Annotated in this window: 14 protein-coding genes and 3 pseudogenes; 11 read left to right on the top strand and 6 right to left on the bottom strand. The window is 69.0% G+C overall.

Annotated elements, in window-relative coordinates; genetic code table 11:
• Window positions 1-132 precede the first annotated feature (132 nt).
• The 5 genes from atpA to AOK11_RS01390 all read left to right on the top strand — a co-directional run bounded on the left by atpA (window position 133) and on the right by AOK11_RS01390 (window position 5,211).
• Window positions 133-1,725 (top strand): F0F1 ATP synthase subunit alpha, encoded by a 1,593-nt coding sequence (gene atpA, locus AOK11_RS01410; protein WP_055591770.1) that lies wholly within the window; start codon window positions 133-135, stop codon window positions 1,723-1,725.
• A 23-nt stretch (window positions 1,726-1,748) separates the two neighbouring features.
• Window positions 1,749-2,669: a F0F1 ATP synthase subunit gamma gene (locus AOK11_RS01405; protein WP_055591769.1), complete on the top strand. Its 921-nt coding sequence runs from the start codon at window positions 1,749-1,751 to the stop codon at window positions 2,667-2,669.
• Window positions 2,669-4,105 (top strand): F0F1 ATP synthase subunit beta, encoded by a 1,437-nt coding sequence (gene atpD / locus AOK11_RS01400; RefSeq protein ID WP_055591768.1) that lies wholly within the window; start codon window positions 2,669-2,671, stop codon window positions 4,103-4,105. The genes AOK11_RS01405 and atpD overlap by 1 nt, the downstream gene beginning before the upstream one ends.
• A gap of 119 nt (window positions 4,106-4,224) precedes the next feature.
• Window positions 4,225-4,602: a F0F1 ATP synthase subunit epsilon gene (locus AOK11_RS01395; protein ID WP_055591767.1), complete on the top strand. Its 378-nt coding sequence runs from the start codon at window positions 4,225-4,227 to the stop codon at window positions 4,600-4,602.
• A gap of 162 nt (window positions 4,603-4,764) precedes the next feature.
• Window positions 4,765-5,211 carry a DUF2550 domain-containing protein gene (locus AOK11_RS01390; protein ID WP_055591766.1) on the top strand — a complete coding sequence of 149 codons (447 nt, stop codon included), beginning with the start codon at window positions 4,765-4,767 and terminating at the stop codon, window positions 5,209-5,211.
• 133 nt (window positions 5,212-5,344) lie between these two features.
• On the opposite strand, the gene AOK11_RS01385 is transcribed toward AOK11_RS01390, so the two are convergent.
• The 3 genes from AOK11_RS01385 to AOK11_RS01375 all read right to left on the bottom strand — a co-directional run bounded on the left by AOK11_RS01385 (window position 5,345) and on the right by AOK11_RS01375 (window position 9,185).
• The gene (locus AOK11_RS01385; RefSeq protein WP_055591765.1) at window positions 5,345-7,168 is read right to left on the bottom strand and encodes a glycoside hydrolase family 18 chitinase; all 1,824 of its coding nucleotides are present in this window, start codon (window positions 7,166-7,168) and stop codon (window positions 5,345-5,347) included.
• 119 nt (window positions 7,169-7,287) lie between these two features.
• Complete coding sequence (locus tag AOK11_RS01380) at window positions 7,288-7,938, bottom strand: response regulator (RefSeq protein WP_055591764.1); 651 nt, start codon at window positions 7,936-7,938, stop codon at window positions 7,288-7,290.
• On the bottom strand, window positions 7,935-9,185 hold the full coding sequence (locus AOK11_RS01375; protein ID WP_055591788.1) for a sensor histidine kinase: 1,251 nt from the start codon (window positions 9,183-9,185) through the stop codon (window positions 7,935-7,937). Before AOK11_RS01375 ends, AOK11_RS01380 begins: the two co-directional genes overlap by 4 nt.
• A gap of 162 nt (window positions 9,186-9,347) precedes the next feature.
• Between AOK11_RS01375 and AOK11_RS01370 the strand changes: the two genes are divergently transcribed.
• A complete protein-coding gene (locus tag AOK11_RS01370; RefSeq protein WP_055591763.1) occupies window positions 9,348-9,944 on the top strand; it encodes a hypothetical protein in 597 nt (198 codons plus the stop codon).
• A 53-nt stretch (window positions 9,945-9,997) separates the two neighbouring features.
• Here AOK11_RS01370 and AOK11_RS01365 read toward each other — a convergent pair whose 3' ends face one another.
• A complete protein-coding gene (locus AOK11_RS01365) occupies window positions 9,998-10,570 on the bottom strand; it encodes a cob(I)yrinic acid a,c-diamide adenosyltransferase (RefSeq protein ID WP_055591762.1) in 573 nt (190 codons plus the stop codon).
• Between the two features lie 272 nt (window positions 10,571-10,842).
• Here AOK11_RS01365 and AOK11_RS01360 point away from each other — a divergent pair.
• Window positions 10,843-11,585 (top strand): annotated as a pseudogene (locus AOK11_RS01360) (IS701 family transposase); the annotation flags it as partial.
• 191 nt (window positions 11,586-11,776) lie between these two features.
• Here AOK11_RS01360 and AOK11_RS46570 read toward each other — a convergent pair.
• Both AOK11_RS46570 and AOK11_RS01350 read right to left on the bottom strand, forming a co-directional pair.
• Window positions 11,777-11,920, bottom strand: a pseudogene (locus AOK11_RS46570) (transposase); the annotation flags it as partial.
• Between the two features lie 304 nt (window positions 11,921-12,224).
• Entirely contained in the window at window positions 12,225-13,541 is a 1,317-nt protein-coding gene (locus AOK11_RS01350; protein ID WP_055591761.1) for an ice-binding family protein, read from the bottom strand.
• 674 nt (window positions 13,542-14,215) lie between these two features.
• On the opposite strand from AOK11_RS01350, the gene AOK11_RS01345 reads away from it, so the two are divergent.
• The 4 genes and pseudogenes from AOK11_RS01345 to AOK11_RS01330 form a co-directional block, all read left to right on the top strand.
• Complete coding sequence (locus AOK11_RS01345) at window positions 14,216-14,959, top strand: IPT/TIG domain-containing protein (protein ID WP_055591760.1); 744 nt, start codon at window positions 14,216-14,218, stop codon at window positions 14,957-14,959.
• 206 nt (window positions 14,960-15,165) lie between these two features.
• Window positions 15,166-15,975, top strand: a complete 810-nt coding sequence (locus AOK11_RS01340; protein ID WP_055591759.1) for an IPT/TIG domain-containing protein — start codon at window positions 15,166-15,168, stop codon at window positions 15,973-15,975.
• A 327-nt stretch (window positions 15,976-16,302) separates the two neighbouring features.
• Window positions 16,303-16,782, top strand: coding sequence for an Ig-like domain-containing protein (locus AOK11_RS38870; RefSeq protein ID WP_079034558.1), 480 nt, complete (start codon window positions 16,303-16,305; stop codon window positions 16,780-16,782).
• Window positions 16,783-16,936: 154 nt separating this feature from the next.
• Window positions 16,937-17,194 (top strand): annotated as a pseudogene (locus AOK11_RS01330) (IS256 family transposase); the annotation flags it as partial.

Below are 17,194 nucleotides of genomic sequence, written 5' to 3'. Positions count from 1 at the left end.
CGCGGCAACTGAACACGTAGTACGTACCTACGGCCCTGGTTGGGCCGTGCAGAGGATTCACCTCTTTTCGGGGGGAGTCCACATCCCCCCAAAGTGAAACTTCGGGCCCAACAAGGAGAGCAGGGAACTCAGATGGCGGAGCTCACGATCCGGCCGGAGGAGATCCGGGACGCACTGGAGAACTTCGTCCAGTCGTACAAGCCGGACGCGGCCTCGCGCGAGGAAGTCGGCACGGTCACCGCTGCCGGCGACGGTATCGCCAAGATCGAGGGACTTCCCTCGGCCATGGCCAACGAGCTGCTGAAGTTCGAGGACGGCACCCTCGGCCTCGCCCTCAACCTCGAGGAGCGCGAGATCGGTGCCGTCGTCCTCGGTGAGTTCAGCGGCATCGAGGAGGGCCAGCCGGTCTCCCGCACCGGCGAGGTCCTGTCCGTCGCCGTGGGTGAGGGCTACCTCGGCCGCGTGGTCGACCCGCTCGGCAACCCGATCGACGGCCTCGGCGAGATCGAGACCGAGGGCCGCCGCGCCCTCGAACTGCAGGCCCCCACGGTCATGGACCGCAAGTCGGTGCACGAGCCGATGGAGACGGGCTACAAGGCCGTCGACGCCATGACCCCGGTCGGCCGCGGCCAGCGTCAGCTGATCATCGGCGACCGCGGCACCGGCAAGACCGCGCTGGCCGTGGACACGATCATCAACCAGCGTGACAACTGGCGCACGGGCGACGTGAACAAGCAGGTCCGCTGCATCTACGTCGCCATCGGCCAGAAGGGCTCCACCATCGCGTCGGTCCGCCGCGCGCTGGAGGAGAACGGTGCCCTGGAGTACACGACCATCGTCGCCTCCCCGGCGTCCGACCCGGCCGGCTTCAAGTACCTGGCGCCGTACACCGGTTCGGCCATCGGCCAGCAGTGGATGTACGAGGGCAAGCACGTCCTGATCATCTTCGACGACCTGTCGAAGCAGGCCGACGCCTACCGCGCCGTCTCCCTGCTGCTGCGCCGCCCGCCGGGCCGCGAGGCCTACCCGGGCGACGTCTTCTACCTGCACTCCCGTCTGCTGGAGCGTTGCGCCAAGCTCTCCGACGACATGGGTGCCGGCTCGATGACCGGTCTGCCGATCGTCGAGACCAAGGCGAACGACGTGTCGGCGTTCATCCCGACCAACGTCATCTCCATCACCGACGGCCAGTGCTTCCTGGAGTCCGACCTGTTCAACGCCGGTCAGCGTCCGGCCCTGAACGTCGGTATCTCGGTCTCCCGCGTCGGTGGCTCCGCCCAGCACAAGGCGATGAAGCAGGTCTCCGGCCGTCTGCGTCTGGACCTCGCCCAGTACCGTGAGCTGGAGGCGTTCGCCGCCTTCGGTTCCGACCTGGACGCCGCGTCGAAGGCGCAGCTGGAGCGCGGTCAGCGTCTGGTCGAGCTGCTGAAGCAGGACCAGTACCAGCCGCTGGCCACCGAGGACCAGGTCGTCTCCGTCTGGGCCGGCACCACCGGCAAGATGGACGAGGTGCCGGTCGCCGACATCCGCCGCTTCGAGAAGGAGCTGCTCGAGTACCTGCACCGCAGTGAGCAGGGCCTCATGACCTCCATCCGTGAGGGCGGCAAGATGTCGGACGACACCCTCCAGGCCGTGGGCGACGCGGTCGCGGCCTTCAAGAAGCAGTTCGAGACGAGCGACGGCAAGCTGCTCGGCGAGGACGCTCCGGCCGCTGCCGCCAAGTGACGTTCAAGGAAGGGACCTGACTCATGGGAGCCCAGCTCCGGGTCTACAAGCGTCGCATCCGATCCGTCACCGCGACCAAGAAGATCACCAAGGCGATGGAGATGATCGCTGCCTCGCGCGTCGTCAAGGCGCAGCGCAAGGTGCGGTCCTCCACGCCGTACGCCGAGGAACTGACCCGTGCGGTCACGGCGGTCGGCACCGGTTCGGACGCCAAGCACCCGCTGACGACGGAGGCGGAGAACCCGACGCGTGTCGCGGTCCTGCTCCTCACGAGCGACCGCGGCCTCGCCGGCGCCTTCAACGCCAACGCGATCAAGGCGGCGGAGCAGCTGACCGAGCGTCTCGAGCGTGAGGGCAAGGAGGTCGACACGTACATCGTCGGCCGCCGCGGTCTGGCGCACTACAACTTCCGCGAGCGCATGGTCGTGGAGTCGTTCACCGGTTTCACCGACGAGCCCTCGTACGCGGACGCCAAGAAGGTCGCGGCGCCGCTGATCGAGGCCATCGAGAAGGAGACGGCGGACGGCGGTGTGGACGAACTCCACATCGTCTACACCGAGTTCGTCTCGATGATGACGCAGGCCGCGGTCGGCTCCCGGATGCTTCCGCTCCGCCTCGACGAGGTCGTGGAGGAAGGGACGTCCACCAAGGACGAGATCCTTCCGCTGTACGACTTCGAGCCCTCGGCGGAGGACGTCCTCGACGCCCTGCTGCCGCGCTACGTGGAGAGCCGCGTCTACAACGCGCTGCTCCAGTCGGCCGCTTCGAAGCACGCCGCCACGCGGCGCGCGATGAAGTCGGCCACCGACAACGCGGGCGAGCTGATCAACACGCTCTCCCGTCTTGCCAACGCGGCCCGCCAGGCCGAAATCACCCAGGAAATCAGCGAGATCGTCGGTGGCGCAGGCGCTCTGGCCGACGCAAACGCGGGGAGTGACAATTAATGACCACCACTGTTGAGACCGCGACGGCCACGGGCCGTGTCGCCCGGGTCATCGGCCCGGTCGTCGACGTGGAGTTCCCCGTCGACGCGATGCCGGAGATCTACAACGCCCTGCACGTCGAGGTCGCCGACCCGGCGAACGCGGGCGAGCTCAAGACGCTGACGCTCGAGGTGGCCCAGCACCTGGGCGGCGGCCTGGTCCGCACCATCTCCATGCAGCCCACCGACGGTCTGGTCCGCCAGGCCGCGGTGACCGACACGGGCTCGGCCATCTCCGTCCCCGTCGGTGACTTCACCAAGGGCAAGGTGTTCAACACCCTCGGTGAGGTGCTGAACAGCGACGAGTCCTACACGGGCGAGCGCTGGCCGATCCACCGCAAGGCGCCGAACTTCGACGAGCTCGAGTCGAAGACCGAGATGTTCGAGACCGGCGTCAAGGTCATCGACCTGCTCACCCCGTACGTCAAGGGTGGCAAGATCGGCCTGTTCGGCGGTGCCGGTGTCGGCAAGACGGTGCTCATCCAGGAGATGATCTACCGCGTCGCCAACAACCACGACGGTGTGTCCGTGTTCGCCGGCGTCGGTGAGCGCACCCGTGAGGGCAACGACCTCATCGACGAGATGAGCGAGTCGGGCGTCATCGACAAGACCGCCCTGGTCTTCGGCCAGATGGACGAGCCGCCGGGCACCCGTCTGCGCGTCGCGCTGGCCGGCCTCACCATGGCCGAGTACTTCCGTGACGTCCAGAAGCAGGACGTGCTGTTCTTCATCGACAACATCTTCCGCTTCACGCAGGCCGGTTCCGAGGTCTCGACCCTGCTCGGCCGGATGCCCTCCGCGGTGGGCTACCAGCCGAACCTGGCCGACGAGATGGGTCTCCTCCAGGAGCGCATCACCTCGACCCGCGGTCACTCGATCACCTCGATGCAGGCGATCTACGTCCCCGCGGACGACCTGACCGACCCGGCCCCGGCCACCACCTTCGCCCACCTCGACGCGACGACGGTGCTCTCCCGTCCGATCTCCGAGAAGGGCATCTACCCGGCCGTGGACCCGCTGGACTCCACGTCCCGCATCCTGGACCCGCGCTACATCGCGCAGGACCACTACGACACGGCCATGCGGGTGAAGAACATCCTGCAGAAGTACAAGGACCTGCAGGACATCATCGCGATCCTCGGTATCGACGAGCTCGGCGAGGAGGACAAGCTCGCCGTCCACCGTGCCCGTCGCGTGGAGCGCTTCCTGTCCCAGAACACCCACGTCGCCAAGCAGTTCACCGGCGTGGACGGTTCGGACGTGTCGCTGGACGAGTCGATCACCGCGTTCAACGCGATCTGCGACGGCGAGTACGACCACTTCCCGGAGCAGGCGTTCTTCCTGTGCGGTGGTATCGAGGACCTGAAGAAGAACGCGAAGGAGCTGGGCGTCTCCTGAGCCCCGTGCTCGAGTGAACTGAGTCGGGGGGCGGGCACCGTCCCGCCCCCCGATCCACGCCCATTAGACTTGTAACCAACACCCGGCGGACCTGCCGGGTGGTGACCCGAGGAGCCATCTTGGCTGCTGAGCTGCACGTCGCGCTGGTCGCGGCCGACCGAGAGGTCTGGTCCGGCGAGGCCACCCTGGTCGTCGCGCGCACCACGTCCGGCGACATCGGCGTCATGCCCGGTCACCAGCCGCTGCTCGGTGTGCTGGAGTCGGGCCCGGTGACCATCCGTACGAGCGAGGGCGGAACGGTCGTCGCCGCGGTGCACGGCGGTTTCATCTCGTTCGCGGACGACAAGCTGTCGCTGCTGGCGGAGGTCGCCGAGCTGTCGGAGGAGATCGACGTCCAGCGCGCGGAGCGGGCGCGTGAGCGCGCGAAGTCGGAGGAGAACACTTCGGCGGAGCGTCGCGCGGACGTCCGACTGCGTGCGGTGACGACGGAGCGCTGAACGACCGAGGTGCCTTCCGGGCCGTCTAGGCTCTGGGGGGAGCCGTACGATGACGTCACTCAGCCGCGGCTGGGACCGGAGCGATCCGGACCCGGTCGCGGCTGAGGCAGATCTGGATGATTTTTCCGTTCCGTTACCTAGGAGACGAGGAGGTCGGTGTCGATGGTCCTCGCTCTGACTGTGTGCGGAAGTGTCGTGGCTCTCGTAGTGGTGGGACTCTTCGTCTTCGGTCTGCGCCGCCGCCTCATCCAGCGTTCCGGCGGGACCTTCGACTGCAGCCTGCGCTGGGACGCTCCGGAACCGGGCGACTCCGGCGGCAAGGGCTGGGCGTACGGGGTGGCCCGCTACAACGGCGACCGGGTGGAGTGGTTCCGCGTCTTCTCCTACGCGCCGCGTCCGCGGCGCGTCCTGGAGCGTTCGGCGATCGAGGTGGCCGGCCGCCGGGTGCCCGAGGGCGAGGAGGAACTGGCGCTGCTGTCCGACGCGGTGATCCTCGCCTGTCTGCACCGGGGCAGGCGGCTGGAGCTCGCGATGAGCGACGACGCCCTGACCGGTTTCCTCGCCTGGCTGGAGGCGGCCCCGCCCGGCCAGCGGGTGAACGTCGCGTAGAGCGAGGTTCAGGGCCCCTCCCCCTGGCAGCGGAGCTGTTGGGGGGAGGGTGAACGTGGCGTAGCCGGGCGCGGATACGCGGATGCTCCCCCGGACGAGGTCCGGGGGAGCACGGTTGCCGCGGACCTGCCGGTTACCTCAGGCCGCTGTCGATGGCGGTGGCCAGCTCGCCGTTCGCGGTGTCACCGCTGAACTCCCAGAAGAAGGCGCCGCCCAGGCCCTGGCTCTTGGCCCAGCTCATCTTGCCGCCGATGGTGGCGGGGGTGTCGTAGGACCACCAGTTGCCGCCGCAGTGGGCGTAGGCCGTGCCGGCGACGGTGCCGGTGGCCGGGCAGCTGTTCTTGAGGATCTTGTAGTCCTCGATGCCGGCCTCGTAGGTGCCGGGTGCCGGGCCGGTGGCCGCGCCGCCGGGGGCGGCCTGGGTGACGCCGGTCCAGCCGCGGCCGTAGAAGCCGATGCCGAGCAGCAGCTTGCTCGCCGGGACGCCCTTCGCCTTCAGCTTGGAGATCGCGGCCGCGGAGTTGAAGCCGTCCTGCGGGATGCCGTTGTACGAGGTCAGCGGCGAGTGGGGGGCCGTGGGGCCGTCCTTGTCGAAGGCGCCGAAGTAGTCGTACGTCATCACGTTGTACCAGTCGAGGTACTGGGCGGCGCCGCCGTAGTCGGCCGCGTCGATCTTGCCGCCCGAGGAGCCGTCCGCGGTGATCGCGGCGGTGACCAGGTAGTCCTTGCCGAACTCGGCGCGCAGGGCCTGGGAGAGGTTCCTGAAGGCCGCCGGACCGCTGGTGTCACAGGTGAGGCCGCAGGCGTTCGGGTACTCCCAGTCGATGTCGATGCCGTCGAAGACGTCGGCCCAGCGCGGGTCCTCCACGACGGCCTTGCAGGACTTGGCGAAGGCGGCCGGGTTCTGCGCGGCCTGGCCGAAGCCGCCGGAGTAGGTCCAGCCGCCGAACGAGTACAGCACCTTGATGTGCGGGTACTTCGCCTTCAGCTGGCGCAGCTGGTTGAAGTTGCCGCGCAGCGGCTGGTCCCAGGTGTCGGCGGCGCCGCTGACGGACTGGTCCGCGGTGTAGGCCTTGTCGGTGGCGGCGTAGGCGTCGTCGAGCTTGCACTGGCCGTTGGTGACGTTGCCGAACGCGTAGTTGATGTGGGTGATCTTGGCGGCCGAGCCGGACGTCACCAGGTTCTTGACGTGGTAGTTGCGGCCGTAGACGCCCCACTCGGTGAAGTAGCCGAGCTTGACCTTGTTTCCGGTGGGCGGCGGTTCCTCGGTGTTGCCGGTGGTGCGGACCCGCACCGAGCCGCTGACCGGGCCGGTCTGGTCGGCGGTGTCACGGGCCTGCACGCTGTACGAGTAGTCGGTGCCCTTGCGCAGGCCGCTGTCCGTGTACGAGGTGCCGGTCACCGTGGCGACCTTGGCGCCGTCGCGCAGGACGTCGTAGTTCTTGACGCCCTTGTCGTCGGTGGCCGCGGACCAGGACAGCCGTACCGAGGTGTCCGTCACGTTGGAGGCGGAGGGCGTGCCGGGCGCGGAGGGTGCCGCGTCGCCGGGGACGGAGGTGCCGTCGCAGCTGCCGCCGTTGAGCTTGCAGCCGGCGGGGGCGCCGGTGCCGGAGCCGTTGAAGCCGAAGCTGATGGAGGCACCGGGGGCGAGGGTGCCGTTCCAGGACTTGTTCTTGGCGGTCCAGTGGTTGCCGGAGGACGTCACGTCGGCGTCCCAGGCGGAGGTGACGGAGGTGCCGGAGGGGAAGTCCCACTCGACGGTCCACGAGTTCAGGGCGGTGGTGCCGGTGTTCTTCACCGTCCACTTGCCCTCGAAACCGGAGCCCCAGTCCTGGGTCTTGGCGTAAGTGGCAGTAGCGGAGGTCGCGGCCTGGGCGGGGCTCGCGAGGGCGACGAGGGCGGAGAAGGGGAGGAGGAGGGTGGCGAACCCGGCCACGGCTCTGTGTCTGAAGCGCATGCTGCGCCTCCTTTGTGGTGACGGATGTCGTCGGGGGTATGACTGAGCCATCACACCCGCGGTGCCGTGAGGATAGAAAGGTCTGGACCACGGGTCAATAGGTCTGGACCACTAGGCCGTTATGACCTCTGGACACCCAACTCCTGGGCCAGTACCGCGGCTTGCACCCGACTGCGCAGGCCCAGCTTCCCCAGCAGACGGCTGACGTGCGTCTTCACCGTGGCCTCCGCCATGTCGAGGCGCTCGGCGACATCGGCGTTGGACAGGCCCTCGCCGAGACAGCCCAGCACCTCCCGCTCGCGCCGGGTGAGGGAGTCCAGCACCGCCGGATCGGCCGTGGACGCGCGGGCGGGCTTCGCGGCGAACTCCGCGATCAGCCGCCGGGTGACGGCCGGGGCGACGATCCCCTCACCGCGCGCCACCGTGCGCACGGCCGCGATGAGGTCCTTCGCCTCCGTGTTCTTCAGCAGGAACCCCGAGGCACCGGCCCGCAGCGCCCCGAAGACGTACTCGTCGAGATCGAAGGTGGTCAGCACCAGCACGTCGGCGAGCTCCTCCGCCACCACCTGCCGGGTGGCCGACACCCCGTCCAGGCGGGGCATCTGCACGTCCATCAGCACCACGTCCGGCCGCAGCTCACGGGCGAGCGCCACCGCCTGCTCACCGTCCGCCGCCTCGCCCGCCACCTCGATGTCGGGCGCACTGCGCAGGATCAGCACCAGTCCGGCCCGGACGGCGGACTGGTCCTCGGCGACCAGGACGCGGATCATTCGGTCTCTCCTCGGAACGTGGGCGCGTGGGCGGCGGCCGTGGCGCCCGCGGGGATGTCGGCGAGGGGCAGGGAGGCGCGCACGACCCAGACCTCGGGCCGCGCGGGGTCGCCGCCGTCCTCCGGTCCGGCCGCGAAGGTGCCGTGCAGCAGGGCGACCCGCTCCCGCATCCCCACCAGACCGGCCCCGGAACCCGGGGCGCGCGGGGCGTCCCGGCCGCCGTACGGGCTGACCACGCGGATGTCCAGGGCGTCGGCCGCACAGCGCAGCCGCACGGTGACCGGCCCCTTGTCGGCGTGCTTCAGCGCGTTGGTCAGCGCCTCCTGCACGATCCTGTACGCGGCGAGCTCCACCGGCGGCGGGACGACGCCGTGCCCGGCGTCGGGCAGGAGGTCGAGGACGACCTCCAGGCCGTTGGCGCGGGCCCCCTCCGCCAGGGCGCCGAGACCGTCCAGGGTCGGGGTGGCGGCCGGCTCCCGGTCGTCGGCGCGGTCGCGCAGGATGCCGATGAGACGGCGCATCTCGGCCAGTCCCTGGACACTGTTCTCCCGGATCACGGTGAGCGCGTTCCGGGAGGCGTCCTCGTCGTCCAGGGAGAGCGCGGCCGTGGAGTGAATGGCGATCGCGGACAGGTGGTTGGCGACCATGTCGTGCAACTCCCGTGCCATCCGAGCGCGTTCCGCGGTCACCGCCTGGGTGCGGTCCATCTCGGCCAGCAGCGCGGTCTGTTCGGCGCGCAGCCGGGCGGCCTCGGCGGCCTCCCGGTGGTTGCGCACGATCAGCCCGGTCGACGCGGGCGTGAACGCGACGCCGCCGATGATCAACCCGACCAGCAGCGCCTCGGGCACCCGCCACAGCGCGTACGGCACCAGCGTCCCCACGACCGTGAGCAGCGCGGTGAGCCGGGGGAGGAGGCGGGCGGCGGTGGGAGTGCCGTACAGGACGGCGGCGTACATGAGGTCGGTGTACATGATGATCGTGGCCAGGCTGCCCTGGGTGAGACAGTCCGCGAGCAGCGCCGCGGTGCCGGTGATCAGCGCGATGCGCGGGGCACTCCGGCGCAGCAGCTCGCAGCCGGCGATCACGGCGAGCGGCAACAGGACCGGCCACCGGCCGTCGAAGACCACGTAGCTCGCGTCGGCGGGCCGCATGCCCAGCCCGATGCCCCACAGCAGCAGCCCGCCGAGCAGTCCGGCGAGCGACGCCCACACGTCGAAGCGGTGGGGCCGGGGGAGTCGTAGGGCCATGACCCCATCCAACACGCTGCGCGCGGCCACCGCCTGATGCCCGAGAACGTTCCTCGGGGCCGCTGGACTGCATCTTTCGATGTACAGGCAGTTCGTCGTCGGCGACGACGCCGACGGCCGGTGCGCGCGGGAGCCTGAAAGGGTGACCGAGAGGAGCGAACCGTGATCGTCGCCTTGATCGCCGCCTGCGAGATCGGCTTCTGGGTGCTGCTGGCCGCCGGACTGGCCTTCCGCTACCTGCTGAGAATGCCGCGCACCGGCCTGGCGCTGCTGCTGTGCGAGCCGCTGCTGGAGGTCGTCCTGCTGGTCGCCACCGCGGTCGACCTCAGGAACGGCGCCGAGCCGGGCTGGGCGCACGGCCTGGCCGCGCTCTACATCGGCTACACCGTCGGGCACGGCCACCGCACCGTGAAGTGGCTGGACGGCCATGCCGCCCACCGCTTCGGCGGCGCCCCGAAACCGGCCGGACCGCCGCGCTACGGCACGGCCCGCGCCCGGTACGAGACGAAGCTGTGGCTGGGCACGCTGGCGGGCGCCGCCGTGGCCGTCGCGCTGCTCCAGCTCGCCGTCTGGTATATCGGTGACGCGAGCCGCACCGGCACGCTGGAGGACTGGCGCTTCACCGCGCTGCGCATCGCCGGGATCCACGGACTGGTGGCGCTGGCCTACTGGATCTGGCCGAAGAAGGCCCCGGTGGGCGACTGGCGGGCGGACCGGGACGGTCTCGCGGACACGAAGAAGGAGGACGTCCGCCGGTGATCACCGGCGGACCCGGGGCGCATCCTCCCGCCCGGATCGGGAGCGTGCGCCCTTCAGCGCTCCCCGCCCGGCACCCACAGCACGTCGCCGGTCTCCTTGTTGGCGATGCGCGCCAGGATGAACAGGAGGTCGGAGAGGCGGTTGAGGTAGGTGGCGGTGAGCGGGTTCATCGTGTCGCCGTGCGCCTCCAGCGCGGCCCAGGTGGAGCGCTCCGCGCGGCGGACCACCGTGCACGCCTGGTGGAGCAGGGCGGCGCCCGCCGTCCCGCCCGGCAGGATGAAGGAGCGGAGCTTCTCCAGCCGCTCGTTGAAGCGGTCGCAGTCCGCCTCCAGCCGGTCCACGTAGAACTGCTCGACCCGCAGCGGCGGGAACTCCGGGTTCTCCACGACCGGCGTCGACAGGTCCGCGCCCACGTCGAACAGGTCGTTCTGGACGCGGGTGAGGACCTGGGCGACCTCCGGCTCCAGACCGCCCAGGGCGAGGGCCGTGCCGATCACCGCGTTCGCCTCGTTGCTGTCGGCGTAGGCGGAGATCCGTGGATCGGTCTTGGGGACCCGGCTCATGTCGCCCAGGTTCGTGGTGCCCTTGTCACCGGTCCTGGTGTAGATACGCGTCAGATTGACCATGCGGCCAAGCCTAGTGCCCCAACAGGCCACGTTCGCCCCGTCGCGACGCCCGGCACGCCCTTTCGCCGCACCGGCCGAAACCCCAAGTACGTCCAGTGCGAGGACTTCCGGCCGGCACTCCCCCAAGCTCTCCGAGCAGGGGGTACCCCCAGAGCATGCATCGGACACCGCTCCTTGACGGGTAAACGTTGCCTGCCGGGGCATTATCAGTGCTTGGTCAGGTCGGTGGGTGTGGGGTGTTTCTTTTGGGTTCGGTATGGCGTTGAGCGGGTGTGGCTCCGGACGAGATTGCTGCGGTGCATGGTGAGTCGGAAATGTTCGCGGAGGAGGTGTTCGAGCCGTTCGCGCGCAACGACCAGCGCCGGTGGGGGCAGGTCTACCTGCGCGGGCTGCTGACCGACGGCACACGCAAGTCGGTCGAGCCGATGGCGGCCCGGCTGGGTGAGGACGGAAACCGGCAGGCGCTGGCGCACTTCATCACCACCAGCCCGTGGGATCCGGCCCACATCCGGGCCCGGCCGGCCTGGAGAATGGAAGAGGCATTCCGGCCGACCGCGCTGGTTTTCGACGACACCGGCTTCCTCAAGGACGGCAACGCCTCGGCGTGCGTGTCGCGGCAGTACACCGGCACCGCGGGCAAGGTCACCAACTGCCAGGTGGGCGTCTCCATGCACCTGGCCTGCGATCACGCCTCGGCGGCGGTCAACTGGCGGCTGTCCCTGCCCCAGACCTGGGATTCCGCCTCGCCGAAAGCGGACCCGGACAAGGTTGCCGCCGGCGCTGCGGCATCCCCGCCGATGTCGGGCACGTGGAGAAGTGACAGCCGGCCCTGGACATGTTCGATGAGACCCGCTCCTGGGGGATCGAGGTGCCGCTGGCCATCGCGGATGCCGGATACGGCGACGCCGCGGCCTTTCGGCTCGGCCTGAACGCGCGGGGCCTGAGTTATGTGGTCGGGATCTCCGCCACGCTGTCGGCCCAGCCCGGCGACGCGGGGCCGGTGGCCCCGCCGTATCTCGTACGCGAGCGCGTCGTCGGCCATCTGGCGGGCCCGGCGGGCGGCTTCGCCGTCACGCCAGGCGTAGGAGGAGGAGCGGGCGACTTTCATTGCCCGGCACAGCAGGGTGACGGGGTGGTTGGCCTTATCCGCGTGGATGACGCGGTTCTGCCCGCGCAGCCGCCGCAGTTCCTCACGCTCGGCGCTGGTCAGCTCGCCGGGCGTGCCCTCGCCCGGTCGACCCGCTCGCGCCGGACCCAGTTGCGCAGACTCTCCGGACTGACGCCGAGCTCCCGGGCGACCTCGGTCACGGTCCTGCCGGAGGAGCGGACGAGCGCGATGGCGTCCCGCTTGTACTCCTCCGACTACCGCTTCATGTACTTACTTCCCACCTGGCGCTGCTTCCTCTGGAATCTCACGTCCCAGTCTCCAGGTGTCCACGATCAAGGGGAAGCTTCAGGTGGCGAGTCGCCTCTGCTCCGGTCACCACGGCCTTCCTGCGCGCGTGGGCGGCCGGCCTGCCTCTGCAGCGAATACGCGGGAAGGAGGGCAGGCCAGGCCGTCTCTTCCATTCTTGATCATGAAGCTTGCTCAGTCAGCAGTTTGGCCAAGGTCAGACGATCCTCTTGCGGCCTGGCACCCGGCCAGGCGTGTTCATTACCAGGGGCGGGTGATGGTGTTGGTGTCGAGAGTGACCGAGCCATTGATGGCCAGGGCCTGTCCGTGGATGGTTACACCGGCGTTCACGGTGATAGATGTCAGGGCCAGGATCCTGCCCGTGAAGGCGGTATCGGTGCCGAGAGTGGCTGAGCTTCCGATTTGCCAGATCACGTTCCTGGCCGTGGCACCGTTGATGAGGAGCACGCGGCTGGCCGTTGCCGTGGTCAACGTGGATCCGATTTGGAAAACCCATTCGGCGTTGCGGTCGCCCTGGGCGTCCAGGGTGAGCGTGCCGGTGAGAGCGAGGGACGTGGGGGCGTTGTAGACGCCGGGAGTCAGCGTCAGGCCGCCGAGGTCCCCGGAAACGTCGGCGTCCGGGAGCTGGGCGACGGCGGTCTCGTAGGTGGCGATGAGATCGGTGCGAGCCTGAAGGGCATCAGCGTCGGTGATGTGGATCACGCCGTGAACCTGACCGGGCGGGAATCCGGTGACGGACACTCCCGGGCTCACGCCGAGATCCCCGGTGACTTCGGAGGGGCCGGTGTTGGTGACCGACGCGCCGCCCAGCACCGCGAAGCGTCCCAGATAGGTGTACGCGTCCGCAGCGGTCGCGGTGCCGCCGAGGGTGATGACGGAGATGTCGACCGGGCCGAGTTCTCCCGCTGGGAGCAGGGCGTGGATCTCCGTGTCGGAGGCGATCCGCCAGGAGAGGGCGGGCGCGCCACCGACGGTGACCCCAGTGGTGTAGGAGAACGCGGTTCCGGTGATGACGACGAGATTGCCCCCGTCCACCGGCCCTTTGTCCGGGGTGAGAACAGTGATGGACGGCGAGTCGAGGTAGGTGTAGACGACCCCACCGGCGGTTCCGCCCCTGGTTCGTACGGTGATCGTCACCGGACCTGCGGAGGCAGCCGCGGGAACGGTGACAGTGAGTTGACCGTCGGAGTCGACGGTGAAGGCGGCGGCCTGCGCACCGAAGAGGACCTCGTACGTGGTGTAGAGGCCGAGCCCTGTGAGGGTCGCCGTGTTGCCGCCGGCCAAGGGGCCGGCGGGTGGCGGAGTGAGGCGGAAGGAGGGTGGCGGCAGGTAGTAGAAACTGCCGACGACGCCCGTTCCGCCGGGGGTGGTGACCGAGACCGGGACGGGGCCGTGGCCGGAGGGGGTGACGGTGGCGGTGGTCGAGGCGCTGAGCACCGTGAAACTCGCAGCCCGGCGGGTGCCGTAGAGCACGCTGGTGGTGCCGGTGAAGTGGCTGCCGGTGAGTGTCACCGCGTCGCCCCCACCCGTGGATCCCTGATTCGGTATGACCGCCATGGGGGCGCTCCCTGATGATGTCGGCCGATCGGCGGGTGCTTCTTCGGCCGGTCCCTTGCATCGATGACCGCGGTGGTTCTCCTCTTCGGAGTAGCCCACTGCTCGAGGGCGCGGCAAGGGCAGGGAGCATATGTCACTCGAAAGAGGTACGTGTTCGCAGGCGTGCATCCAGCCGACGCTGCGTGGCGCGCGGCGACTGCTTCCGCGTCAGAGTGCGGCCGTTCACTGGGTCCGCAGCTTCGTCACCGCTACGATCACGGACGCGATCGCGAATTGACATATGAACATATTTTCGTCAATACGCCGCTGATACGCCCCTTTTTCATTCCGTGGCGCTCACCTGAACGGCTGATTCTCCGACGAAAGCCTTGCTGGCTTGTCACTCTGCTGGGTTGATTCTGGTGTCCGTATCAGCGGCATTCGAGTCCGCAAACCGACACGGGCAAGCCCCTGATCAGGCGGCAGTTCCAGCCTGAACAGGCTGTGATTCTCGACAGGCCCTGCGCACAGCGCCGACGGCTGCAGACCGTCGACCGGGCATTGGCGCAAGGCCATCGAGATGCCACTTGGCCAGTGGACACGAGAGCCGGCTCGCCCTCATTCGGGACGCGAGTGGACCGAACGCCTCATCACTGCTCGGCAATGTACCGCATGCCGAGCGAGGAGGAACACTCATGCCTATCAGTCCGAACCAAGGATCCAGCGGCGGCGGAACACCTGTCACGATCACCGGCAGCAACCTCACCGGTACCACAGCCGTGCGCTTCGGCACGCGACTCGCCACCTCCGTCACCAACGTCACGCCCACTCAGGTCACCGCAGTCTCCCCCTCCGGCACCGGAGCGGTCGGCGTCACCGTGACCACCCCGGGAGGGACGAGCAACCCGATCCCGTTCTACTACGTCGGGGCGCCGTTCAAGCAGTCCCTCAGCCCGGCCTTCGGGTCGACCGCGGGCGGCGACACCATCACCATCAACGGCACCGGATTCTCCAGTGCCACCAGCGTCTCCTTCGGTGCCAACACCGCGGTGCCGACGGTGGTGTCCGACAGCCAGCTCACGGTCGTCGCACCGGCCGGCGCGGCCGGATCGGTCGGCGTCAGCGTCACCACGGCCGGCGGCACCAACAACGGGCTCTCGTACACCTACGTCGCCGCCCCGACGGTGACGTCGGTCGTCCCGACGGAGGGACCGGAGTCCGGCGGCACCGCGGTGACCCTTACCGGCACCGGCTTCACCAGCACCAACCAGGTCACCTTCGACGGCAACCCGGCACCGTTCACCGTGATCTCCGGCACCTCGCTGTCGGCCGTCACGCCCCCCGGCACCGGCGGTCCCGTCGACGTCGTCGTGACCAACGACGCAGGCAGCGCCATCCTCGCGGACGCGTTCACCTACGTCGCCGGTCCCGGCATCTGACCACCCCTCAGTGGCCGGCCTCTCAGCGGCCGGCCCGTCCGGAGCGGACGTGGTAGCCCACCATGGCCCGTCCGCCTCCAAGCCCCCGGCCCGGAAACCCCACCTGGGCCGGGGGCCCCACAGCCCGCCCTCAAGAGGCAGAGGCAGGGCAACCCGTCAGCTCTCTTCTGCCCTCCCGGGCCCGCCCGACACTCTACGGAGACACCGTGACAGACAACGCCGCCGTGGCGGGAACAGCCCGGCCCACCGCCGTCATCGCCGCCGTTCCCGTTCTCACCTCGGTCGTACCCAGTACGGGCCCTGCGGCAGGCAACAACAGCGTCGTCCTGAACGGCAGCGGTTTCGTCGGAATCACCGCCGTCATGTTCGGCACCAAAGCGGCCCTCGGCTACACCGTCGACTCCTCGACGAAGATCACCGCAGTAGCCCCGTCCGGAACCGGCACCGTTGCCGTGACCGTCAAAACGCCCGGCGGAACCAGCAACTCGCGCCCCTATGCCTACGCGGCACAACCCTCCCTGACCGCCGCGTCGCCGAGCCAGGGGCCGTCTTCGGGCGGCACCACCGTCATCCTCACCGGGGCCGACCTCACCGGGGCCACGGCAGTCACCTTCGGCAGCACACCCGCCACCAGCTACACCGTCAACTCCCCCACCCAGATCACCGCCGTCGCCCCCGCAGGGGCGGGCTCTGTCGCCGTGACCGTCACCGGCCCGGGCGGCATCAGCAACTCCGTCATCTACACCTACGTGACTCCACCGTCCCTCGGCTCCCTCACCCCCACACAGGGGCCCACCGACGCCGGAGCCGGCATCACTCTCACCGGCAGCAGCCTGGCCACCACGACCGCCGTCCACTTCGGTGCCGCACCCGCGGCCTTCAACGTGCTGTCCGACACCACAGTTGCCGCGACCGCCCCAGCGGGGGCACCCGGCCCCGTTTCCGTCAACGTGACCACGATCGGCGGCACCAGCAACTCCCTCACCTACACACGTGTCGCGTCTCCCAGCATCTAGATCCGCCCCGAGACCGCTCGGGCGACACGGGGACCGACCCTCTCCTCGGAGATCCTCCGCCGGTTTTCGTTCCTGGTCCGGGCGCGATTGCTTCGACACTGGGCGAACTTGCCGACATACAAAGGGACCGTTGCGCATAGCCGTCCTGGAATCCGCGAACCGTGCTTCCCGCCCCGCCGTGCCTCTGGTCCGAGTGGGTTGACTAGGCCCAAGGCTCCCCAGAATGCGAGAACCTGCGGCGTAACGTGACGCTTGGCCAGTCATGGCAGACCTATCACCGAGACAGACCAAGGAGCCGAAACCGTGAAACGTCGGCAAGACCGAAGAATGTGGAAGACCGGCACCATCCTGGCGCTGGCCGCCGTAGTGGGCCTCGCTTCGCCGGCAGCGGCAGCTGTCGACTCGACGACGACGGTCACAGCATCACCCTCAGCAGCAGACGTCGGGGTACCCGTGACACTGACCGCGACCGTGACCTGCGACGCTGACCCCAGTGGAGGTCTCGGCGTGACGTTCTTCGACGGGGGCGACATCCTGAACACCGTGCCCGTCGGCGCGGACGGACAAGCGGAACACACGACAGCCTTCAGCACCACCGGCACTCACACCATCACCGCCGCATACAACGGCAACGACAACTGCTTCGCTTCGAACAACACGACCACCGTCGTAGTCTCAGCAGTGCCCGTACCCCCTACGCCACCTGCGAACGGGCCCTGCCTCCTCGCCTGCGACGGCCTGATCAATTTCACGGTCGGTGACATCAACAGCAACAACGTCAACAGCGACAACGTCGTCGTGCACTGACCCTCCTGACGACTCAGCAGCCGGCACGAGCACGCATTCCGCGTTCTCTCCCGCAGGGGAACGCTACGTCGGGCGCCCCTCCCCACCTGCAGCGAGGGACTGTAGGTCGTTGAGACGGTTACCGTACAGGTAGACCCGCGGAGTGCCGGCTGCGATGACCAGTGAGAACGTGACCGATCACGAGGCCGTCGAGCCGGCAGCGGCGGTGTCGGCGAAGGCCGGGGACGACCAGCTGACCGATGAGCTGGTGAGCCGGGCCCAGGCCGAGGGCCTGCAACTGACCGGAGAAGGCGGGCTGCTGCAACAGCTGACCAAGCGCGGCTGGAATCCGCCCTCGAGGGCGAAATCACCGACCACCTCGGCTACGACAAGCACGATCCGGCGGGCAAGATCTCCAGGCCGGCCGGGCCCG

The organism is Streptomyces hirsutus (assembly GCF_001418415.1).
Lineage (GTDB): Bacteria > Actinomycetota > Actinomycetes > Streptomycetales > Streptomycetaceae > Streptomyces > Streptomyces hirsutus.
The sequence above is the reverse complement of the archived record's forward strand: the minus strand, read 5'-3'. Positions and strand labels throughout refer to the sequence as shown.

What these genes read in the sequence shown, in the direction of transcription:
- atpA (WP_055591770.1), top strand. Translation starts at nt 133, where the DNA reads ATGGCGGAGCTCACGATCCGGCCGGAGGAGATCCGGGACGCACTGGAG.
- AOK11_RS01405 (WP_055591769.1), top strand. Translation starts at nt 1,749, where the DNA reads ATGGGAGCCCAGCTCCGGGTCTACAAGCGTCGCATCCGATCCGTCACC.
- atpD (WP_055591768.1), top strand. Translation starts at nt 2,669, where the DNA reads ATGACCACCACTGTTGAGACCGCGACGGCCACGGGCCGTGTCGCCCGG.
- AOK11_RS01390 (WP_055591766.1), top strand. Translation starts at nt 4,765, where the DNA reads ATGGTCCTCGCTCTGACTGTGTGCGGAAGTGTCGTGGCTCTCGTAGTG.
- AOK11_RS01385 (WP_055591765.1), bottom strand. Translation starts at nt 7,168, where the DNA reads ATGCGCTTCAGACACAGAGCCGTGGCCGGGTTCGCCACCCTCCTCCTC.
- AOK11_RS01380 (WP_055591764.1), bottom strand. Translation starts at nt 7,938, where the DNA reads ATGATCCGCGTCCTGGTCGCCGAGGACCAGTCCGCCGTCCGGGCCGGA.
- AOK11_RS01375 (WP_055591788.1), bottom strand. Translation starts at nt 9,185, where the DNA reads ATGGCCCTACGACTCCCCCGGCCCCACCGCTTCGACGTGTGGGCGTCG.
- AOK11_RS01365 (WP_055591762.1), bottom strand. Translation starts at nt 10,570, where the DNA reads ATGGTCAATCTGACGCGTATCTACACCAGGACCGGTGACAAGGGCACC.
- AOK11_RS01350 (WP_055591761.1), bottom strand. Translation starts at nt 13,541, where the DNA reads ATGGCGGTCATACCGAATCAGGGATCCACGGGTGGGGGCGACGCGGTG.
- AOK11_RS01345 (WP_055591760.1), top strand. Translation starts at nt 14,216, where the DNA reads ATGCCTATCAGTCCGAACCAAGGATCCAGCGGCGGCGGAACACCTGTC.
- AOK11_RS38870 (WP_079034558.1), top strand. Translation starts at nt 16,303, where the DNA reads ATGTGGAAGACCGGCACCATCCTGGCGCTGGCCGCCGTAGTGGGCCTC.